Annotated in this window: 18 protein-coding genes; 16 read left to right on the top strand and 2 right to left on the bottom strand. The window is 30.9% G+C overall.

What is annotated here, in order from left to right; translation table 11 throughout:
• The first annotated feature begins 3 nt into the window (after positions 1–3).
• The 3 genes from LQ608_RS11975 to LQ608_RS11965 are packed head-to-tail and all read left to right on the top strand — an operon-like array spanning position 4 to position 3,802.
• Positions 4–1,251 (top strand): MFS transporter, encoded by a 1,248-nt coding sequence (locus LQ608_RS11975; protein ID WP_239752123.1) that lies wholly within the window; start codon positions 4–6, stop codon positions 1,249–1,251.
• A 25-nt stretch (positions 1,252–1,276) separates the two neighbouring features.
• Positions 1,277–2,776 carry a tagaturonate epimerase family protein gene (locus LQ608_RS11970; RefSeq protein WP_239752122.1) on the top strand — a complete coding sequence of 500 codons (1,500 nt, stop codon included), beginning with the start codon at positions 1,277–1,279 and terminating at the stop codon, positions 2,774–2,776.
• A 21-nt stretch (positions 2,777–2,797) separates the two neighbouring features.
• Positions 2,798–3,802 carry a zinc-binding alcohol dehydrogenase family protein gene (locus tag LQ608_RS11965; protein ID WP_239752120.1) on the top strand — a complete coding sequence of 335 codons (1,005 nt, stop codon included), beginning with the start codon at positions 2,798–2,800 and terminating at the stop codon, positions 3,800–3,802.
• A gap of 131 nt (positions 3,803–3,933) precedes the next feature.
• Here the strand turns inward: LQ608_RS11965 and LQ608_RS11960 are convergent, their stop codons facing one another.
• Together LQ608_RS11960 and LQ608_RS11955 are read right to left on the bottom strand one after the other, a co-directional pair.
• The gene (locus LQ608_RS11960; protein WP_239752118.1) at positions 3,934–4,755 is read right to left on the bottom strand and encodes a trypsin-like serine peptidase; all 822 of its coding nucleotides are present in this window, start codon (positions 4,753–4,755) and stop codon (positions 3,934–3,936) included.
• A gap of 60 nt (positions 4,756–4,815) precedes the next feature.
• Positions 4,816–5,790: a YeiH family protein gene (locus LQ608_RS11955; RefSeq protein ID WP_239752116.1), complete on the bottom strand. Its 975-nt coding sequence runs from the start codon at positions 5,788–5,790 to the stop codon at positions 4,816–4,818.
• A 107-nt stretch (positions 5,791–5,897) separates the two neighbouring features.
• On the opposite strand from LQ608_RS11955, the gene LQ608_RS11950 reads away from it, so the two are divergent.
• The 13 genes from LQ608_RS11950 (at position 5,898) to alsE (ending at position 20,041) form a co-directional block, all read left to right on the top strand.
• Positions 5,898–6,740 (top strand): LysR family transcriptional regulator, encoded by an 843-nt coding sequence (locus LQ608_RS11950; protein ID WP_239752114.1) that lies wholly within the window; start codon positions 5,898–5,900, stop codon positions 6,738–6,740.
• Positions 6,741–6,848: 108 nt separating this feature from the next.
• Entirely contained in the window at positions 6,849–7,937 is a 1,089-nt protein-coding gene (locus LQ608_RS11945; RefSeq protein WP_239752113.1) for a GntR family transcriptional regulator, read from the top strand.
• A gap of 316 nt (positions 7,938–8,253) precedes the next feature.
• Positions 8,254–9,465: an MFS transporter gene (locus tag LQ608_RS11940; RefSeq protein WP_239752111.1), complete on the top strand. Its 1,212-nt coding sequence runs from the start codon at positions 8,254–8,256 to the stop codon at positions 9,463–9,465.
• A 276-nt stretch (positions 9,466–9,741) separates the two neighbouring features.
• Complete coding sequence (locus tag LQ608_RS11935; protein ID WP_481817141.1) at positions 9,742–11,373, top strand: xylulokinase; 1,632 nt, start codon at positions 9,742–9,744, stop codon at positions 11,371–11,373.
• Positions 11,374–11,383: 10 nt separating this feature from the next.
• Positions 11,384–12,094 carry an L-ribulose-5-phosphate 4-epimerase gene (locus LQ608_RS11930; protein ID WP_239752108.1) on the top strand — a complete coding sequence of 237 codons (711 nt, stop codon included), beginning with the start codon at positions 11,384–11,386 and terminating at the stop codon, positions 12,092–12,094.
• A gap of 1 nt (position 12,095) precedes the next feature.
• Positions 12,096–13,517, top strand: a complete 1,422-nt coding sequence (araA, locus tag LQ608_RS11925) for an L-arabinose isomerase (protein WP_275583106.1) — start codon at positions 12,096–12,098, stop codon at positions 13,515–13,517.
• A gap of 44 nt (positions 13,518–13,561) precedes the next feature.
• Positions 13,562–14,932 (top strand): sugar porter family MFS transporter, encoded by a 1,371-nt coding sequence (locus tag LQ608_RS11920; RefSeq protein WP_239752107.1) that lies wholly within the window; start codon positions 13,562–13,564, stop codon positions 14,930–14,932.
• 650 nt (positions 14,933–15,582) lie between these two features.
• The gene (locus LQ608_RS11915) at positions 15,583–17,058 is read left to right on the top strand and encodes a BglG family transcription antiterminator (RefSeq protein WP_239752105.1); all 1,476 of its coding nucleotides are present in this window, start codon (positions 15,583–15,585) and stop codon (positions 17,056–17,058) included.
• Entirely contained in the window at positions 17,051–17,437 is a 387-nt protein-coding gene (locus LQ608_RS11910; RefSeq protein ID WP_239752103.1) for a PTS sugar transporter subunit IIA, read from the top strand. Before LQ608_RS11915 ends, LQ608_RS11910 begins: the two co-directional genes overlap by 8 nt.
• Positions 17,438–17,449: 12 nt before the next feature.
• Positions 17,450–17,761 (top strand): PTS fructose transporter subunit IIB, encoded by a 312-nt coding sequence (locus LQ608_RS11905; RefSeq protein WP_107509386.1) that lies wholly within the window; start codon positions 17,450–17,452, stop codon positions 17,759–17,761.
• Between the two features lie 12 nt (positions 17,762–17,773).
• Entirely contained in the window at positions 17,774–18,226 is a 453-nt protein-coding gene (locus tag LQ608_RS11900) for a PTS sugar transporter subunit IIA (RefSeq protein WP_107509385.1), read from the top strand.
• Positions 18,227–18,242: 16 nt separating this feature from the next.
• Entirely contained in the window at positions 18,243–19,343 is a 1,101-nt protein-coding gene (locus tag LQ608_RS11895; RefSeq protein WP_239752102.1) for a PTS fructose transporter subunit IIC, read from the top strand.
• Positions 19,344–19,357: 14 nt separating this feature from the next.
• The gene (gene alsE, locus LQ608_RS11890) at positions 19,358–20,041 is read left to right on the top strand and encodes a D-allulose 6-phosphate 3-epimerase (RefSeq protein WP_239752101.1); all 684 of its coding nucleotides are present in this window, start codon (positions 19,358–19,360) and stop codon (positions 20,039–20,041) included.
• Positions 20,042–20,365 lie beyond the last annotated feature (324 nt).

The following is a 20,365-nucleotide window of genomic DNA, read 5'->3' as shown; positions in this document are numbered from 1 at the left end:
AATATGGGGAAAATAAACAAAGATGGAAAAATAATTTTAATATTTCTTTTTCTAGCAGGTGTGATTAATTATCTAGATAGATCAGCACTATCAGTCGCAGCACCATTTATACAATCTGATTTACATTTAACTCCAAGTCAAATGGGGATAATTTTCAGTAGTTTTTCAATTGGATATGCAGTGTTTAATTTCATTGGGGGTATAGCTTCAGATAAATTTGGAGCAAAAATAACATTATTCGTTGCAATGATAATTTGGTCATTATTTAGTGGTGCGATTGTCTTAGTAGTAGGGTTTGTAAGTTTAATTATAGTAAGAATTCTTTTTGGAATGGGAGAAGGACCATTAAGTGCCACTATTAATAAAATGGTGAACAACTGGTATCCACCTTCTAAGAGAGCTACTGCAGTTGGTTTAGCCAATAGTGGTACGCCGTTAGGTGGCGCGATATCTGGACCAATAGTTGGATTTATTGCGCTACATTTAGGATGGAGAGTGTCATTCGTTGCTATTATGTTTCTTGGTATTGTTTGGGCAATCTCTTGGTGGTTCTTTGCAAAAGAAAAACCTGATCATATCGAAGAAACAACAATAGATAAAAAAGCAGAAATAGCACCAGTAACAACATTTAAATTAGGATATTACTTAAAAAATCCTACTGTACTTTTTACGGCATTTGCATTTTTTGCTTATAACTATATTTTGTTCTTCTTCTTAACTTGGTTTCCTAGTTATTTAGTAGATGCTAGAAATTTAAGCGTAGAAAATATGAGTTTAATTACAGTAATACCATGGATTCTTGGTTTCTTAGGGTTAGCTCTAAGTGGTATCGTTTCAGATTTTGTATATAAACATACAGTTCAAAAAGGTGTTTTATTCTCAAGAAAAGTTGTTCTTGTTATTTGTTTATTTATCTCTGCAGTTTGTATAGGCATATCAGGTGTCGTTACAACTACGGTCGGCGCAGTAACATTAGTTGCGTTATCAGTATTATTCTTGTATTTAACAGGGGCAATATATTGGGCAATTATACAGGATGTTGTAGATAGTAATAATGTTGGCTCAGTTGGTGGTTTTATGCATTTTTTAGCCAATACAGCAGGTATTATCGGTCCAACTGTAACAGGTTATATTATTCAAACTACCGGAACTTATACAGCAGCCTTTTTATTGGCAGGTGGCTTGGCAGTAGTAGCTTCAATTGCGGTTATATTCTTTGTTAAACCAATAGCAAAGCCTGAAGAAATATAAGCATATATTAAAAGGAGATTATTTAATGGAAAATTTATTAGAACTAATTGAACCATTGAAAAATAATGAAATACCGACTTCAAATGAAATAAAGATATACAAGAATTCTTTACACAGTTATAAAAAAACACATTTCATAATGATTAAATATGAAGGAAATAAATATATATTAGTTGTCGGAAAGGACACATTATTTAATGATTTGAATGGTGAATTAATTAGAAACGATGCAAAATTATGTAATTTGAGTCATGAAAACAGATTAGTCATAAATGATTACTTTGAGTTTACAAAACCTCAAGCTTTTGGTAGAAACAAAACAACAATAGGCTTAGGAGATAGATTAGGATTAGCAACTCCAGGACATGTTATGGCAATAAACAAAACAGATGCAAAACCTATTTTTGCTCAACAAAGCATTAGAGAATTAGATTTAACATATCGCACAATGGAAGATGTTATAGATAAAGCAGCATACGGAGCTATCCAAGAAGGATATGATGGCGGTTATGGAGCAGATGGGGATCATTTGAAAAAAGAGAAAGATATTGAACATGAATTAAAGTTAGGAATTTCTATGCTTACTTTAGATTGTTCAGATTATATAAGCAATGATATAAATTTAGACGATGAATCTGATATTGAAAGTTCATACAATCAGTTAAATGAAGAGACTAGAGAATACTATGAAAATAAATATCTGGGTAAAACATTCAAAGTTAAGGAAGTATCTCTTGATTTTAGTAAATCAGACCTTATGAAAGTTGTCGCAGTTTATTCTAAAGCAATAGATTATATGGTATATATTTATAAAACGTATATTAAAACATTGGATAGAGATATTGATTTCGAAATTTCTATCGATGAAACGAAGACAATTACATCTCCATTTGATCATTTCTTCGTAGCAGAAGAATTATATGACCAAGGTATAAAGGTGACGAGTTTAGCACCAAGATTTTGTGGTGAATTTCAAAAAGGTATTGATTATATAGGTGACATAAATCAATTTGAAGAAGATTTAAAAATTCACGCATTAATTGCAGAACATTTTCAATATAAACTAAGCATTCATTCTGGTAGTGATAAATTTTCAGTGTTTCCTTTAATAAGTGAAAAAACTAAAGGGCTTTTTCATCTTAAAACTGCAGGAACTAATTGGTTAGAAGCCATAAGATTAATATCAATATATAAACCAGATTTATATAAAGAACTACATGAATATGCTTTTGAATACTTTACCGAAACCCAAAAATATTATCATATAACACCCGATATCAATCATATTATACCTATTAAAAATTTGGAAAAATCTGAATATAAAAAGTATCTTGAAGATGATAACGCTCGACAAGTTTTGCATGTCTCTTATGGATTGTTATTAACTGCCAAAAATGAAAAAAATGAATATTTATTTAAAAAAGATATATATGAAGTTTTAGGAGAATACGAAGATGAATATTATCAATTATTAAATGAGCATATCTGTCATCATCTAGATTTATTAAATATCATTTCTAAATAATAGAGAAAGAAAGTGAATAAAATGAAGTCAATAATTTGTGAAAAACCAGGAAAAATGATAATTAAAGATGAAAAATTAAATAATGAAATTCCAAAGGATCATGTTCTTATTAAAATAAAATATATTGGAATATGTGGCACTGATATTCATGCATATGGGGGTAAACAACCATTTTTCGAATACCCTAGAATTTTAGGACATGAATTATCTGGAAAAATAGAAAAAACGGGTGAATTAGTGGAAGGTTTTCAACATGGAGATAAAGTTACAATTATTCCATATGTATCATGTGGCGACTGTTTACCATGTGTAAATGATAAACCTAATTGTTGTGAAAACATTGAAGTAATAGGAGTACATAGAGATGGAGGAATGACAGAATATTTAGTTGTACCATACCAAAATGTTATAAAAATCAATGACTTACCACTAAAAATGGGAGCTATGATTGAGCCGTTGAGTATTGGCGCACATGGTGTGAGAAGAGCAAATGTTCAGCAAGACGAAACTGTTCTAGTAGTAGGTGCTGGACCAATAGGGTTAGGAGTTGCAAGATTTTCAAAACTACTAGGTGCAAAAGTAATAGTTGCGGATTTGAGTGAACAAAGATTAGAATTTTGTCAGGAATGGTCGGAATGTGATGAAACTATAATATCAAATGAAAATATCATAGAAGATATTAAAGAAATGAATGAGGGTAAATTACCAACGGTCGTATTTGATGCAACTGGTAACAGAAATTCAATGGAGCAAGCATTCAACTATGTGAATCATGGAGGTAGAATTGTATATGTAGGATTAGTCAAAGATAATATTCAATTTGTAGATTCAGATTTCCATGCAAAAGAAATTACTTTAATGGCAAGTAGAAATGCAACATTAGAAGATTTTGATTATGTCATAAATCAAATAAGAGATGGAAAAATACAGGAAAGTTATTTTACAAATGAACTTGAATTTAAAAAAACACCAGATTTCTTTGAAAAAGGTGTGTTTAAAACTAACAAGACAGTTATAGAAATTTAAAATTGTTGAGTAATAATTATTTAGTATTAAAAATTTAAACTATATTAAATTGAAAACCTCACTCTGTTGAAAAATCAATAGAGTGAGGTTTTTGATCTGAATAGGAATTTTCATTTCATTTACTAATAACATCATTCACGATGCTCCTCAATGAAAGCTCTTGTTTTTCCTGTAAGGAGTGGACCGCCTGTATAAATGTCTCTTGTTGATTGATTTTTTATGTGCAATTCTGGTCGTATGCCATGTGCATGTATGCCGACAACGTGATTGTGTTTATTAAACACGGGTGATCCTGAGAAGCCGATTGTTCTATGCAAATGTCCGATATACTCAATATAATTTTGAGTTGGTTTAAGGAAGTAACCTTTTGATTGATACATAAATTGACCATTGTACGGATGTTCGCTCGGATATCCTAACATGTACAGTGGTTCTTTAGTTTGCATTTTTTTAATTTCTTGTTCGGATGCTAATGTTAATGGTTTTACCTTTTTAGATAAACGTTGTTCTGTAATGAGTATAGCGACGTCTCTTTCAGACGATGTATAAAACTTTTTAATTTTAAATTTCATAGGAATTTGTTGATCTGATTTAGATGGATAGAAATAAAATTGCTTTGTTTCTTTATTACCATCGTCATCACTAGCTACGTGAGCTGCGGTAATAATTGTATGATCATCAATGACAAAACCAGTTGCCCCATTCCCTGATTTACCAGTCTTATCTGATGATACTTTACCGATACCTTTGAAATGATTATTGCTATCTGTATCGTAAGGTTTAATTGTTAATAAATCATTTGGTATTTGTGAACCTAGTTTAAATGCATGATTGTAATCTGCATGTGTTGCTTCTGTGAATGTATCTTTATATGTTGCTGTTTCATCATGATCTACGAAAAAATAGTTGAATAATGATATAAAAAGCACGAAAAATAATTTAAGGCATAACATAGTTTAATCACAATCTTTCTCAAAATTGAATATTGTCTATGTTATACCCTATTATTATTGTTATAAAATACTTGTTATGAAAAATGTTATTACTGAAAGTACGATAGATGTTATTAGCATGGCAATCATTGGTTTGAAAGCTTTTGCTTTTATATCATTGAATGAAACATTTAATCCAATTCCTACCATTGCCATAATTAAAATTAATGTAGTAAATGTGCTAATTACATTTAAAACACTTTCTGGAATTGGAACAAATGTGTTAATGGCACTCATTACTAAAAATCCAATTAAGAAGTATGGAAAATCAATTTTTTGAGAAACTTTATTAGATCTTTTTCTATTTACGATAACTAAGAAAATGATACTTAAAGGAATAAGTAAGAATACTCTTCCTAATTTAGTCAATAGACCGATACTAAGAGCCTCTGTACCACCTGCATCAGCAGCTAAAATAACATGTGCAATTTCATGTAAACTAGATCCCGACCAAATCCCATAAGCCTCTGGATCCATAGGGAATAATGCATATAGCAATGTATACGTTAATGAGAAAATAGTTCCCATAATTGCAACTAAACCTACACTTATACCAACATCACTTTCTTTAGATTTTAATATTGGTGAAATCGCTGCAATAGCTGCCGCACCACAAACTCCTGTACCAACTCCTAATAATAAGACTAAATCTTTGTCTCCTTTAATGATTTTATTGAGCAAAATAATAAAGAAAATAACAAAGGCTACAACACCAACATCAAGTAATAACAGCGTGCCACCTTCATTAACAATCGTAGATAAGTTAAGCTTCAAGCCATAAAGTATGATGGCTAATCTAAGTAGCTTTTTAGAAGAAAATACAACACCCGATTCTATTTGTGTTGGGTACCCTTTAAAATGTCTATACAAAATCGCAGTTATAATCGCAATAGCCAAAGCACCAACCTTATTTAAAATAGGCAAGTTAGATAATAATATACTTACAATTGCGATAATGAATGTAAACCCGACACCCAATATGAATTTCTTACTCATAATAACGCCCCCTAATTCCCTTAACTATAGTTTAATAGGAAGAGAGTTATTTGTGAAATGCTATTTTTAAATATATAATATAACAAAAATGATATGGAGTGGATGAGTTGGAAGATAAATTAAATATATTAAAAGTTATCGTTGAAGAAGAAGGGTTTACGAAAGCTGCAGAAAAACTTTTTAAATCACAACCTTCCATAAGTAGAGATATCAAGACACTTGAAGACAAATATCAAATCAAAATATTCGAAAGCACTAGAAAGCAAATTGTATTAACAGAAGAAGGTAGAGAACTGTATAACTATGCCTGTCAATTAGCCATATTAGACGAACAATTGTATACAAAAATTAATCAACATAAAGAAGAAGTGAAAGGTAAGTTTGTAATAGGAACAAGTCATACGTTTGGACAGTCAATGTTATTGGATTTAACCATTTATTTACAAACTAAATATCCTAAATTAAATATACACATATACGTGTATAACTCAGCAGATATATTAAGTCGTTTAAAAGATTATTCACTAGATATAGGCATAATTGAGAAACCCGTAATAGATGACAAAATAAATAGCGAAGTATTAACAAGAGATAAATTATTGATAGTTAAGAATAAACAAATCAATGAAAATTTAAACGATATGAGATGTTATGTAAGAGAAACAGGGTCCGGCATTAGATATTATCAAGATATGCTCTTACAACAATTAAACTTAACTTCAAGAAAAGTTGTAATCAACGATAACCAATTAATATTAGAGCTCGTCAAACAAAACATGGGATATACAATATTGTCTAACTTCTCTATAAAATCATTTGATAAAAAATTTATCACAACAAATGATCTAAACTTATATCGAAACTTCTTTATCGTATCTAACAAAGCAAGATACAAAACAAATAAATATAATGCAATAATGGATGAAATAAAAGAATATCAGTTTAGGTAGGGTATTTAATAACAGTAAATCTTGTCATCTATATTTTCATTTTCAAATACAAATATTGTATATGTTATAATTTTTATAAGAAATTATAAGAGCGAATGGAGAAATTTTATGGGAGAGCCGAAATATAAATCAATTGCATACCAATTGAAAGATAATATTATTAATCAAGAATATAAGCGAGGTGAAACGATACCTTCTGAAAAAAAATTACAAGAATTTTATCATGTTAGCCGACATACGGTAAGACAAGCGATAGATTTATTGGTAAATGATGGTTATATTATAAAGAAAAAAGGCTTAGGTTCCATAGTAAGTGATGGTTATTTAAATAATCACATGAATAGTGGTGATAGCAAAAAAATTGGCGTTATCGTTACATACTTATCTGATTACATATTCCCAAGTATTATAAGAGGGATTGAAAAAATACTAGGAACTAATGGATATTCTTTAATTTTAGCCAGTACGAATAATACACATGAAGGTGAACGTCGATGCCTAGAAATGATGATTGACCAAGGTATTCAAGGTTTAATTGTTGAACCTACTAAGAGTAACGTGTTTAATCCTAATTTATCTTATTATTCATTAATTAAAAGTAAGGATATTCCTGTATTGATGATTAATGCTGGTTATGAAGAAATGGATATTCCATATATCAGTATAGATGATACAAAATCAGGTTATCTTGCTACTTCTTATTTATTGAATGAAGGGCATGAAGATATTGCTTTAATAACTAAGATAGATGATATGCAAGGCAAGTTTCGTATGAAAGGATATATAAAAGCTTTTGATACATTGGATGCTATTTTTAAAGGTGAAAATATATTTACTTATACTACTGAAACGATGGAGAAAGTGTTAGATTTAGTTGTTAAGCAAATATTGAATAAAGAAATAAATGCCACTGCATTTGTGTGTTACAACGATGAAATTGCTTATTCATTGATTAAAAAATTAAAAGCAAAAGGTAAGCATGTCCCTGATGATATTTCAGTAGTTGGTGAAGATAATTCAATTTTAAGCCAACTAGAAGATATATCATTGACAACAACCTCTCACCCTCAAGAAGAGCTAGGCGTTGAGGCTGCAAAGTGGATGCTAAAGACCATTAACACCGGACAAATTGGTGAAACAAAAATTATGGATACAGAAATTATTATAAGAAATAGTGTAAAAAGAAGAAATGCTTAATTTTAAGCATTTCTCAGAGTGTCGACAAAGACTTAGACTTTGCCGGCATTTTTTTATGCGCATGCTTTCCGCGGGCATGTTCTCAGCCTGTAGTCTTCGAATCATGCTTTTCCCGCAGGAGTCATCGCTAAAAAAATACCGAATATTACCAAAATATTTTATAATATTTAGGAAGTGTATTATTAAGATACAAAAAGTATATTGAACCTAATGAGTATAATCAGTTACTCGATGGTATTTTAAAAGAAAGTCTCCGAATTACTACTAGATCATTATTACAAAAATGAATTAAATATTTAATAAATGAGGTTATACAATGAAAAAAAATTATCTATATCTTGTTCTTTTAACCTTTTTTAGTGTTATAGGTAGTAAATTACTTACATTCGCTTTATCGTTCCATATCTTAAATATAACTGGAAGTCCAAAATATTTTTCATACTTAGTTGTAATATATTCAGTATTATTTATTGTGGGAAGTCCTATAGCTGGTTTTTTCATTGATAAGTTACCTAGAAAATTACTCATCACTTCTTTTCAATTGTTGACAATTATAACTATAATAGCCTATTCGATTATTGACCAATCATTAAATAATTTAGTATATATTTATATATTAGTTATTATTTTGAATATTACTGACATAGTGGTGAGTTTATCGTTCAATAGCGGATTACTGGAATTAGTTGGTGAAAAATATATTGATAAAACGGTTTCACATAGAAGTGCGATTCAAAATGGTGTTCAAATTGGATCGCCAATACTTGGTGGATTGATATATGTAATTATGCCAGTTCAAAATTTCATAATTATTATGCTAGTTACAGAAACTATTACATTGGTTTTAGCACTATTATTGACGTATAAAAATAAGGAAATTGAAGCTTTAGAAAAGTCAAAAGGTGAAAGTTTCATACAAAGTTATAAAACTGTATGGAATTTTGTTAAGAGAAAAAAAGATATATTACTTGTTGTGGATTCTGGAATAATAATTAATTTTCTATTTGCTTTTATAACTTTAGGTATACCTGCAAGTTTTGTAACATATTTCGATATGGGTTCTAAAGAACTTGGATTTTTAGAAGCGACTTTTCCTACAGCTGGTTTTTTGTTTGCAATTATCTATCCTTATTTTAAGAAAAAGGGTGGAATAATCTTAAATGTGCAATTAGCGTATTTGATAATCTCCATAGGCACTTTGATTATATGTTTACCATTTGTATTTATGTTTAAAGACCTTATTATTCTTGTTGTTTATATGTGTGGAATGTTTTTAATAGGTATTGGAGTAATGCTCAGTAATATTCCTATAAATATATATGTTCAAAAACAAGTCCCAGAAGAAATAAAAGCTAAATATTTTGCTACTCAGCAAACGTTATCTCAAATTACTATGCCACTAGGTATATTAATTGCGGGTGCTCTGTTTGATTCAAATACAGGCTTTTACTTAATTTCATTCACTGTGTTTATGATCACTTGTTTAATATTGGTGTTTGTATATCAACATTTAAAAAGATATGTCTAAGGGCATATCTTTTTAAATTTAATAAAATAATTTACTTGATAAACAAATGGTGAATTTTCAATAGAGACCTTTTTTAACAGCTATTTCATAAGTAGACTTACCATTATTGACTCTTCAATTGACTCAATAGTATTTAAATATTTAATATCTTCTGGTGCGATATCATCTGAGAAATGTTTAATTTTAAGCACTTCTTCTTTTTTTTTGATCAAAATACATATATGGACAAATTAATAATAAATTTGACATGTACGGTCAAGTGGTGTTATATTTCTTTTGAAAGCGATTGCATTTGGAGGCGGTATTTTGGTTAAAGATGGAATTCGTTCAGAAATATTGAATGGAGAAATATCTATAGGTATTGAATTAGGTTCAACAAGAATTAAGACAGTTGTGATAGACAGGGACTTTGAAACGATAGGCTCTGGATATTATGAATGGGAAAATAAATTTGAAAATGGTTATTGGACATACTCAATTAATGATGTATGGATAGGTTTACAAAAAAGTTATAAATCTATGACAGATGATATTCAATCAAAATTTAATATCTCTATAAAGAAAGTAAAGTCTATAGGAATTAGCGGTATGATGCATGGATATTTAGCTTTTGATAAAAATGACGATTTACTTGTTCCATTTAGAACATGGAGAAATTCATATACAGAAGAAGCGGCAAATCATTTGAGAGCGTGTTTTGATTTCAATATTCCTGAACGTTGGAGTATTGCGCATTTGTATCAATCAATTTTAAATAAAGAACAACACGTTAAAGAAGTTAAATTTATAACAACTTTATCAGGATATATTCATTGGTATCTTACAGAGCAAAAAGTGTTAGGTATTGGCGATGCATCAGGCATGTTTCCGATAGATCCAAACTCCAAAAATTACGACCAAGAAAAATTAAATCAATTTGATAATTTAATTAAAAATGAACAATTTGATTGGTCAATCGAATCTGTACTTCCTGAAGTATTAGAAGCTGGAGAATCAGCAGGTCGTTTAACTGAACAAGGTGCAAGTTTATTAGACCCTTCTCGTCAGTTAGAAGCAGGAGTGCCACTTTGTCCACCTGAAGGAGATGCAGGAACGGGAATGGTAGCGACTAATAGTGTAGAAAAGAAAACAGGTAACATTTCAGCAGGAACAAGTGCATTTGCAATGATCGTGTTAGATAAATCATTAAATGGAGTTTATCCAGAAATAGATATTGTAACAACACCAGTAGGAGATTTAGTTGCTATGGTACATACAAATAATTGCACTTCAGACATAAATGCTTGGGTGAATTTATTTGAAGAAGCTTTCGAATTAATGAACGTAGAAGTTGATAGAAATGAATTGTTTGAACGACTATTCAACCATTCGCAACAGGCAGATGAAGAAAATGGAAATCTATTATCATATGGATACGTATCTGGAGAAAATATAACTAAAATCAATGAAGGTGTTCCAATGTTTTTAAGACACCCAAATAGTCAATTTAATTTAGCTAATTTTATGAAAACGCATATTATGTCAGCGTTTAGTACATTGAAAATGGGTGTGGATATTCTTAAAGAAGAAGAACAAGTAGCGATTGATTCATTTGTTGTACATGGCGGAATATTTAAAACAAAAAATATCGCACAAAGAATATTAGGAGCATCTTTAAATAGTTCAGTTGAAGTTTTGAAGACTGCTAATGAAGGTGGAGCATGGGGAATGGCAGTACTTGCAAGCTACATGGTCAACAATGAGCAGTCGTTACCGTTAAATCAATATTTAAAGCAGTATATTTTTGATAAGGAAGACGGTAATATCATCTATCCAACTGAAAAAGATGTACAAGAATATGAAGAGTTCATCCAAAAATATAAAAAAGGATTAGACATCGAAAGAAACGCTAATCAATATGTCATTTAGGAGTGAAAACATGTTAGAAAAATTAAAAAAAGAAGTATTTGAGGCGAATTTAGAATTGCCAAGAAGAGAACTTATTAAATATACGTGGGGAAATGTGAGTGCAATTGATAGAGAAAGTAATTTATTTGTTATCAAACCAAGTGGTGTAGATTATGATGTTATGACTGCAGACGACATGGTAGTTTGCAATTTAGAAGGTGAAATAATTGAAGGTTCACTTAATCCATCATCTGATATGCCAACACATGCTGTTTTATATAAATCATTTAAAGATATAAAAAGTATTGTACACACACATTCAACATGGGCAACAATTTGGGCACAAGCAGGATTAGATGTACCAGTTTATGGCACAACACATGCTGATACTTTCTTTGGACCAGTTCCTTGTGCTAGACACTTAACTGAGGAAGAAATCAACAGAAATTATGAACATGAAACTGGAAATGTAATTGTTGAAACTTTTAAAGAAAAGGATATTAATCCACTTGAAATACCTGGCGTATTGTTGCATGGACATGCACCATTTGTATGGGCTGATAGTCCGAAGCATGCTGTAATGAACGCAGTTGTTCTTGAAGAAGTATGTAAGATGAATTTATTTACTAAACAATTAAATGAATCAAGTGAGTATTTACCAAATAGAATTTTAAATAAACATTATGAAAGAAAACATGGGGAAAATTCATATTACGGACAAGCATCTCAAGGAGGAAATTAAAATGAGTAAAGAAAAAGTTTTTTGGTTTTTAGTTGGTTCTCAAGAATTATACGGAGAAGAAGCACTAAAAAAAGTACAATCAAATGCACAAACTATTGTAGATACATTAAATAAAGAAGGGAACTTTCCATTTAAAATTCAATTAAAAGATGAGTTAGCTATATCACAAGATATTATAACTTCAGTTATGAAAGAAGCTAATTACAAAGATGAAGTACAAGGCGTGATCACATGGATGCATACATTCTCTCCAGCAAAAATGTGGATTAGAGGTACAAAAATTTTGCAAAAACCTTTATTACATTTTGTTACTCAATTTAACAATCACATTCCTTGGGAAACTATCGATATGGATTATATGAATTTACATCAATCGGCTCACGGTGACAGGGAGTATGGTTACATAAATGAGAGACTAAATAAAAATAATGAAGTAATTGTAGGTCACTGGCAAGAAAAAGAAATACAAGAACAAATTGGACGATGGATGAATGTAGCATATGCATATAACGAAAGCTTCAAAATAAAAGTTGCGAGATTCGGAGATAATATGAGAAATGTTGCTGTAACTGAAGGTGACAAAATAGAAGCGCAAATTCAATTAGGATGGACAGTTGATTACTTTGGAATTGGCGATTTAACAACTGTTATTAATAAGGTTTCTAATAATGAAATAGATAATTTATTTGAACAATATAAAGAATTATATGATTTTGATTATGGTAAATATGAAGTGGATGAATGGGAGTCATCAGTTAAAGAACAAATTAAATATGAAATTGGTATTAAACAATTTTTAGATGAGGGTGGCTATACTGCTTTTACTACTAATTTCGAAGATTTATATGGAATGGAGCAATTACCTGGGTTAGCAGTTCAAAGATTAAATGAGCAAGGATATGGGTTTGCAGGTGAAGGTGATTGGAAAACAGCAGCACTTGATAGGTTGCTAAAAGTGATGTCACATAATAAACAAACTGGATTTATGGAAGATTACACTTACGAAATGAGAACTGGACAAGAAGCGATTTTAGGTTCTCATATGTTAGAAGTTGATCCAACTTTAGCAGAAACAAAGCCTAAAGTAGTTGTTAATCCTCTAGGTATTGGAGGTAAGAAGGATCCTGCTAGATTAGTGTTCGATGGTAAAGCAGGTGAAGGGGTAGTTGTTTCTATTTCAGATATGGGTACAAACTTTAGATTGTTAATAAATGAGGTTGAATCATTTGTTCCTGAAGAAGAAGCACCAAATTTACCAGTTGCACGTGTCATTTGGAAAGTAAAACCAGACTTTAAAAATGGCATTAAAGAATGGATCAAACAAGGTGGGGGACATCATACTGTCATATCTTTAAGTTTAACAAAAGACCAAGTCATCACTTTAGCCACTTTATTTAATTTAGAATATGTGTTGATTAACTAAGCAAATGTGATAATTTTCAATCTCAATAACAAAGGGGAATCATAATGGGAAATCAAAAACCAAAAACAAATTTGATATACGCGTTTGGTGCATTTGGTGGATTTTTATTTGGCTATGATATAGGAATTATAAATGGTGCTTTGCCTGGAATAAAAGAAACATGGGAAGTCAGCCCAATGTTAGAAGGAACAATAACTTCAATTTTATTCCTTGGAGCAATGATCGGTGCAGTTTCGATGGCATCTTTAGCGGATAGATTTGGTAGAAAAATGATGATTTTAATAACAGCTATTATCTTTGCAATTGGTTCTTTAGCTTGTGCCTTTTCTGGAAGTCCTGGAATATTAATCGTTTCACGATTTGTACTAGGTATTTCTGTTGGTTCTGCATCAGCTTTAGTACCTATGTATATGGGAGAAATATCACCACCAGCGATTAGGGGAAAAATATCAGGATTAAATCAATTAATGATAACTGTAGGTATGCTTATATCTTACGGTGTAAACTATGCATTTATAGATGTTTTTGAAGGATGGAGATGGATGCTAGGTGGTGCTGTTATACCTGCGATTATTTTATTTGTAGGCGCATTTATTTTACCTGAGTCACCTAGATTTTTAATTAAAAAAGGCTTTAAAGATTTAGCATTATCTAATTTAAAAAGAATTAGACCAGAGCGTGAAGCTGAAAGAGAATACAGAGAAATTTTACAAATTAATGATGAAATCAGTAAAGAACAAAAGACTTTTAAATTAACAAAAGCAGTTACGTTTTCAGTATTTGTAGGTTGTTGTGTCACGTTTTTACAACAAATTCAAGGGGCAAATACGATATTTTATTACTCTTCACAAATACTAGGAGATGTATTTGGATCAACAGCTAGTGGCGTTATATCAACAGTAGGTGTAGGAATTGTTTTTGTATTAGCAACAATAGCGACACTATTTGTAGTAGATAAATTTAATAGAAAAACATTATTTATGTCCGGTTCAATTGGAATGGGATTATGCTTATTACTAGTAGGAATTATTTATCCATATACAAATTCTGGACAAACGTGGGCTATATCACTCGTGTTTATATTTATTTGTATATATGTCATATTTTATGCATATTCATGGGCTGCAGTTACGTGGATTGTGGTTGGAGAATTATTTCCGAGTGAAGCAAGAGGGATGGCAACAGGAATAGCATCAATGGTTAACTGGTTAGGTAATATTGTAGTAGCGCTATTCTTCCCGATTTTAATGCAAAGTATTGGTTTAAGTAATATATTCTTTATGTTTGCAGGTATATGTGTAGTAGGCTTCCTATTCTCGAAATATATACTTTATGAAACAAAAGGAAAGACTTTAGAAGAAATAGAACTATATTTAGACGAACGTATGAATGAACCGATAGAATCAAAAGCATAAATAATAAAACCCGTTTCCTGGATTTCAGGAAGCGGGTTTTATTTATCAAGTATTTGATACGGCCAGTAGTAGTGCTATATTTAGGTTGAAGTCCGGTTCAAGCGCACGAAGACTCCAGAGATATCGTGCGATTCGGCTCAAATCCGATCAAAACGCACGAAGACTTTCGAGATATCGTGCGATTCAGCTCAAATCCGGTTAAAACGCACGAAGACTTCGGAGATATCGTGCGATTCGGGTAAAATCCATTCAAAACGCACGAAGACTCCAAAGATATCGTGCGATTCGGTTGAAATCAGGACAAAACGCACGAAGAATTCGGAGATATCGTGCGATTCGGTTGAAATCCGGTAAAAACGCACGAAGACTTCGGAGATATCGTGCGATTCAGAGCAAACAATACTCAAACCTATTACGAAGTGTTACTTTATTAGTCCAAGGAGTGTAATTGAGGATAAATTATTACATTAGTAACATTGTGGTTTATAATATATATTACTTAAAAATAAAATTTTGCATGTACTTTTAATAGCTATGGTCGTGGACTATAGCTATTACTTTATTTTAATGTCTATTGTAATGGACACACAAAGATAAAACGCTTACATTATTTTGTTTTATTATGAACTTACAGGGAGGTTGTAAACGATATGAAGGGAGATAATCAAGAGAAGTTAATTAACTTTTTACTAAATGCGCATTCGTTTGTTGATTCGAATAGTTTGGCTAAAGAACTTAATGTTTCCACAAAAACGATTTATCGACTTGTTAAACGTATTAATGATTATTATAAAGAACCTCTTATTATTTCTGAAAAGGGTAAGGGCTATCGGATTGATGACAGAGAATATATTGAACAACATGAGATTGGTCAGTTTCATCAAAATGACTTACTTTCTCCTATTGAAAGACGAAATATGATAACTAAAGATTTACTATTAATCTCCCCAAAATCGATATCACTTTTTAATATCGTTGAGCGTTATTATATTTCTGAAAGTGTTCTAAATTCAGATGAGAAAAAGATTGAAGAGATGTTGAAACAATTTAATTTAGTATTGGAAAGAAAAAATCGTCACTTATCTATAAAAGGTGGAGAAAGTGACATACGTCATGCTTTATTAGAATTGATTGGTGAAGGAAAGCTATCCAATCTTTCTGCATATAATGGTATGGATGAAACTGAAGATAGAGATTCTCACTTTGTTCAAGAACAGATTAACACGATTGAAAATTATAAAAATATTATCATTCCTTATCCATATAATGTGAATATATTTTCTCATTTATATATTTTGATTATGCGTTTTAGAAAAAGAGGCGTCATAAACGAAGATAAAAGTAGGGAAAATCAAGAGCTATTAAAGTTGAAAAATGAATATCAATCTTTTTATCGTACAAGTGATATGGTAATCGGCAATATTGAGAAATATTTGCATACACGATTACCTGATAATGAAAGGATTTATTTGTTTGAATATCTTATTTCATCTAGATTTGAAACACAAAATTATCAAGAAGATATGAAATATTCAAATGATGTAATTGAAATAACAAATGCATTAATCGAAGGTGCGAGTGGTGAATTGAACCATTCTTTCAAAAATGCTGATTTAGAGCAACAACTCCTTAAACATGTGAAACCAATGCTCAATCGAATCGAACATCGATTGTTAGTTAAAAACACTTTAATAGAACAAATAAAAATTGAATATCCAATTGTCTTCAATGTTATAAGCAATATAACTAATCAAATATCAGAGACATATGCTATTAAAAAGATAAATCAAGATGAAATTGGCTTTTTAACATTGTATTTTGCTAAAGAGCTTGAGAGAAATCCGAAAAAAATAAAAACATTAATTACATGTACAACTGGAATAGGTACATCAGAATTATTGAAAACAAAAATAGATAGAAACGTTCCAGAAATAGACATTATAGATGTTAAATCTTCATTTGATTTAACGGAAGAGGATTTACAAAAAATAGATTTAATTATTTCAACTGTTCATATTCCTGAAGTTAAAACTATTCCAATAGTCGTAATAAGCGCAATGTTTAATAAGAATGATCAAATTAAATTGCGGAAGATGATAGAAATGTTAGGTGATGACAATGAATAATAATCTATTTTGTGACATTCAAACTAAAAACATATTGTATAAAGACATTATTGAAGAAGTGGGATATCAGTTAGAGAAAGACAACATTATAAAGTCTCACAATGACTATTTTCAAGAAGTGTTGAATAGAGAAAAATGTGGGGATATAGAAATCTTTCCAGAAGTGATTTTGCCACACATTCAAAGTGAAAATATTTTAAAAACAAAAATTTATTTAATAAAAAATGAACACGGTTTAATTCAATGGCATAAACAATCCGTGAAGTTAATCATATTATTAAATCTCAAACCTAATGAAGATAAAGAAAATTTATTAGAAATACAATCGTTTATGAGAAATTTAGCAGATGAAGATTATATTGAATCATTAATTAAATAGGAGGAATTTATTATGAACATCGTAAGTATTTGTGCTTGTACAGTAGGTATAGCACACACATATATTGCAGCAGAAAAATTAGAAAAAGCAGCAGAAAAGAAAGGGCATAGCATCAAAATTGAAACGCAAGGTACTATCGGTATTGAAAATGAATTAACGACAGAAGATATTAACCAAGCTGACATTGTGTTGTTAGCAGTAGATGTCAAAGTAAGTGCTAAAGAAAGATTTGAAGGTAAGAAAGTTGTTGAAATACCAACTGATGTAGCTATTAAATCTCCAAATAAACTTATAGAAAAAATCGAACAAATATCACAACAATAAAGGAGATGCCTTATGAACTTAAAAGATGTAATCGATGAAAAAACGATCTTAACTGAATTAGAAACACAAAATAGAGAAGAAACTTTAGAAACATTAGTTGAATTATTTAAACAAGAAAATTATATAGCTGATCAGAAAGATTTTTTAGAAGCGGTATATAAAAGAGAAGCAGAAGGTGTTACAGGGATTGGGAACTTAGTAGCCATACCACATGGAAAAAGCAAGAGTGTTAATAAAGTAGGTATTGCAATCGCGATATTAAAAGACACTGTAGAATGGCCAGCATTAGATGACAAAGGTGCAAAAGTTGTTATTTTACTTGCAGTTGGAGAAGATAACGACAATTCGAAAGAGCACTTAAAATTATTGTCATTAATTGCTCGAAGATTAAGTAATGATGAAGTAATTGAACAATTATTAAATGCTAAACAGAAATCAGAAGTTGTATCGATTTTATCAAACTGACAAAGGGGAAGTTAACATGAAATCAATTTTAAAACAGTTGAATTTGAAAGGTCATTTGCTAACGGCAATATCATATTTAATTCCTGTTGTTTGTGGCGCGGGCTTTATGATTGCTATTGGTATGGCACTTGGTGGAGATTCATCTGCTGATTTAACTAAGGCGGGTTATTCATTTTGGGATGTATTAGCAACATTAGGTGGCGCTGGTTTAGGGATGTTACCAGTCGTTATCGCAACGGGTATAGCATACTCAATCGCTGACAAACCAGGTATTGCACCGGGATTAGTAATTGGTTTAACAGCAAATGCTGTAGGTTCAGGATTTATTGGTGGTTTAATAGGTGGTTTCTTGGCAGGTTATCTTGTCGTGCTCATTATTAAATATATCAAAATGCCAAATTGGGCAAAAGGATTAATGCCCATGCTCGTTATACCATTTGTAGCTTCACTTATTGGTGGATTAATTATGGTATATGTAATCGGGGCACCAATAACTCAGTTCACACATCTGTTAACCGAATACTTACAATCATTAAGTGGTACTTCTAAACTCATCTACGGCATCATTATTGGCGTATTAGCCAGTGTAGATTATGGTGGTCCAATTAATAAAACGGTGTTCGCGTTTGTGCTTACATTACAAGCTCAAGGTATACACGAACCAATAACAGCGTTAATTGTAGTTAATACAGCAACGCCTATAGGTTTCGCACTTGCATATTGGGTTGGTAAATTATTACGTAAAAATATTTATAAAAAAGTAGAAGTTGAAACATTGAAAACAGCATTTCCAATGGGAATTATTGAAATAGTAGAAGGCGTATTACCAATTGTCTTAAACGATATTATCAGATGTGTCATTGCAACAGGTATAGGCGGAGCAGTAGGTGGCGCAATTTCAATGGTCATGAATGCAGATTCTAAAGTACCATTCGGAGGAATGTTAGCTATTCCAACTATGTCACAACCAATGGGATTTGTTATCGCAATTATCGCCAATGTATTAGTTACTGCACTCGTATTAGTACTATTGAAAAAACCAGTCAATGAATCAGAAGAAATGGTAGATGAAATAGAAGAAGATGAAATTGATTTAGGAGATATAAAAGTTTACTAATGGAGGTATAAATAATGGAAGAAGTAAAATTTTCACCATCATTAATGACGATGGATTTAGATAAATTTAGTGATCAAATTACATTTTTAAATCATCATGTAGAATCATATCATGTAGATATTATGGACGGTCATTATGTACCAAACATAACATTATCACCATGGTTTATTGAACAAGTTAAGAAAATTTCCAACGTTCCAATTTCTGCACATTTAATGGTGACAGAACCATCATTTTGGGTAGATGAATTATTAAAAGTAGATACAGACTATATATGTATACATGCAGAAGTAGTGAATGGTGTAGCATATCGTTTAATCAATAAAATTCATGATCATCATAAAAAAGTTGGAATTGTATTAAATCCAGAAACACCAATAGACGTAATTAAACCATATATACAATATTTAGATAAAATCACAATCATGACAGTAGATCCAGGATTTGCAGGAGAAAAATTTATTGACGAAACATTAGATAAAATCGTTGAATTAAGAAAAATAAGAGAAGAGAATCAATATCAGTATTTAATCGAAATGGACGGCTCATCCAATAAAAAAACATTTAATAAAATACAAAAAGCAGACCCAGATATTTATATATTAGGACGAAGCGGACTATTCGGTTTAGATGATGACATAAACGAAGCGTGGAATAAAATGAAAAATGATTTCAATAAGGCGTTAACGGAAGTATAAATAGAAAAGATATAAAACCCGTTTCCTGGATTTCAGGAAACGGGTTTTATTATTTATAAAGTATTTGAGAAGGTGAGTAGTAGTGCTGTATTTCGGTTGAAGGTCTGGTTCAAAACGCACGAAGACTTTCGGGATATCGTGCGATTCGGTTGAAATCCGGTTAAAACGTACGAAGACTCCAGAGATATCGTGCGATTCAGCTTAAATCTGGTAAAAACGCACGAAGACTCCAAAGATATCGTGCGATTCGGGTAAAATCTGGTAAAAACGCACGAAGACTTTCGAGATATCGTGCGATTCGGGTAAAATCTGGTTAAAACGCAC

The sequence above is a fragment of the Mammaliicoccus sp. H-M34 genome (genome assembly GCF_022386495.1).
Lineage (GTDB): Bacteria > Bacillota > Bacilli > Staphylococcales > Staphylococcaceae > Mammaliicoccus > Mammaliicoccus fleurettii.
The sequence above is the reverse complement of the archived record's forward strand: the minus strand, read 5'-3'. Positions and strand labels throughout refer to the sequence as shown.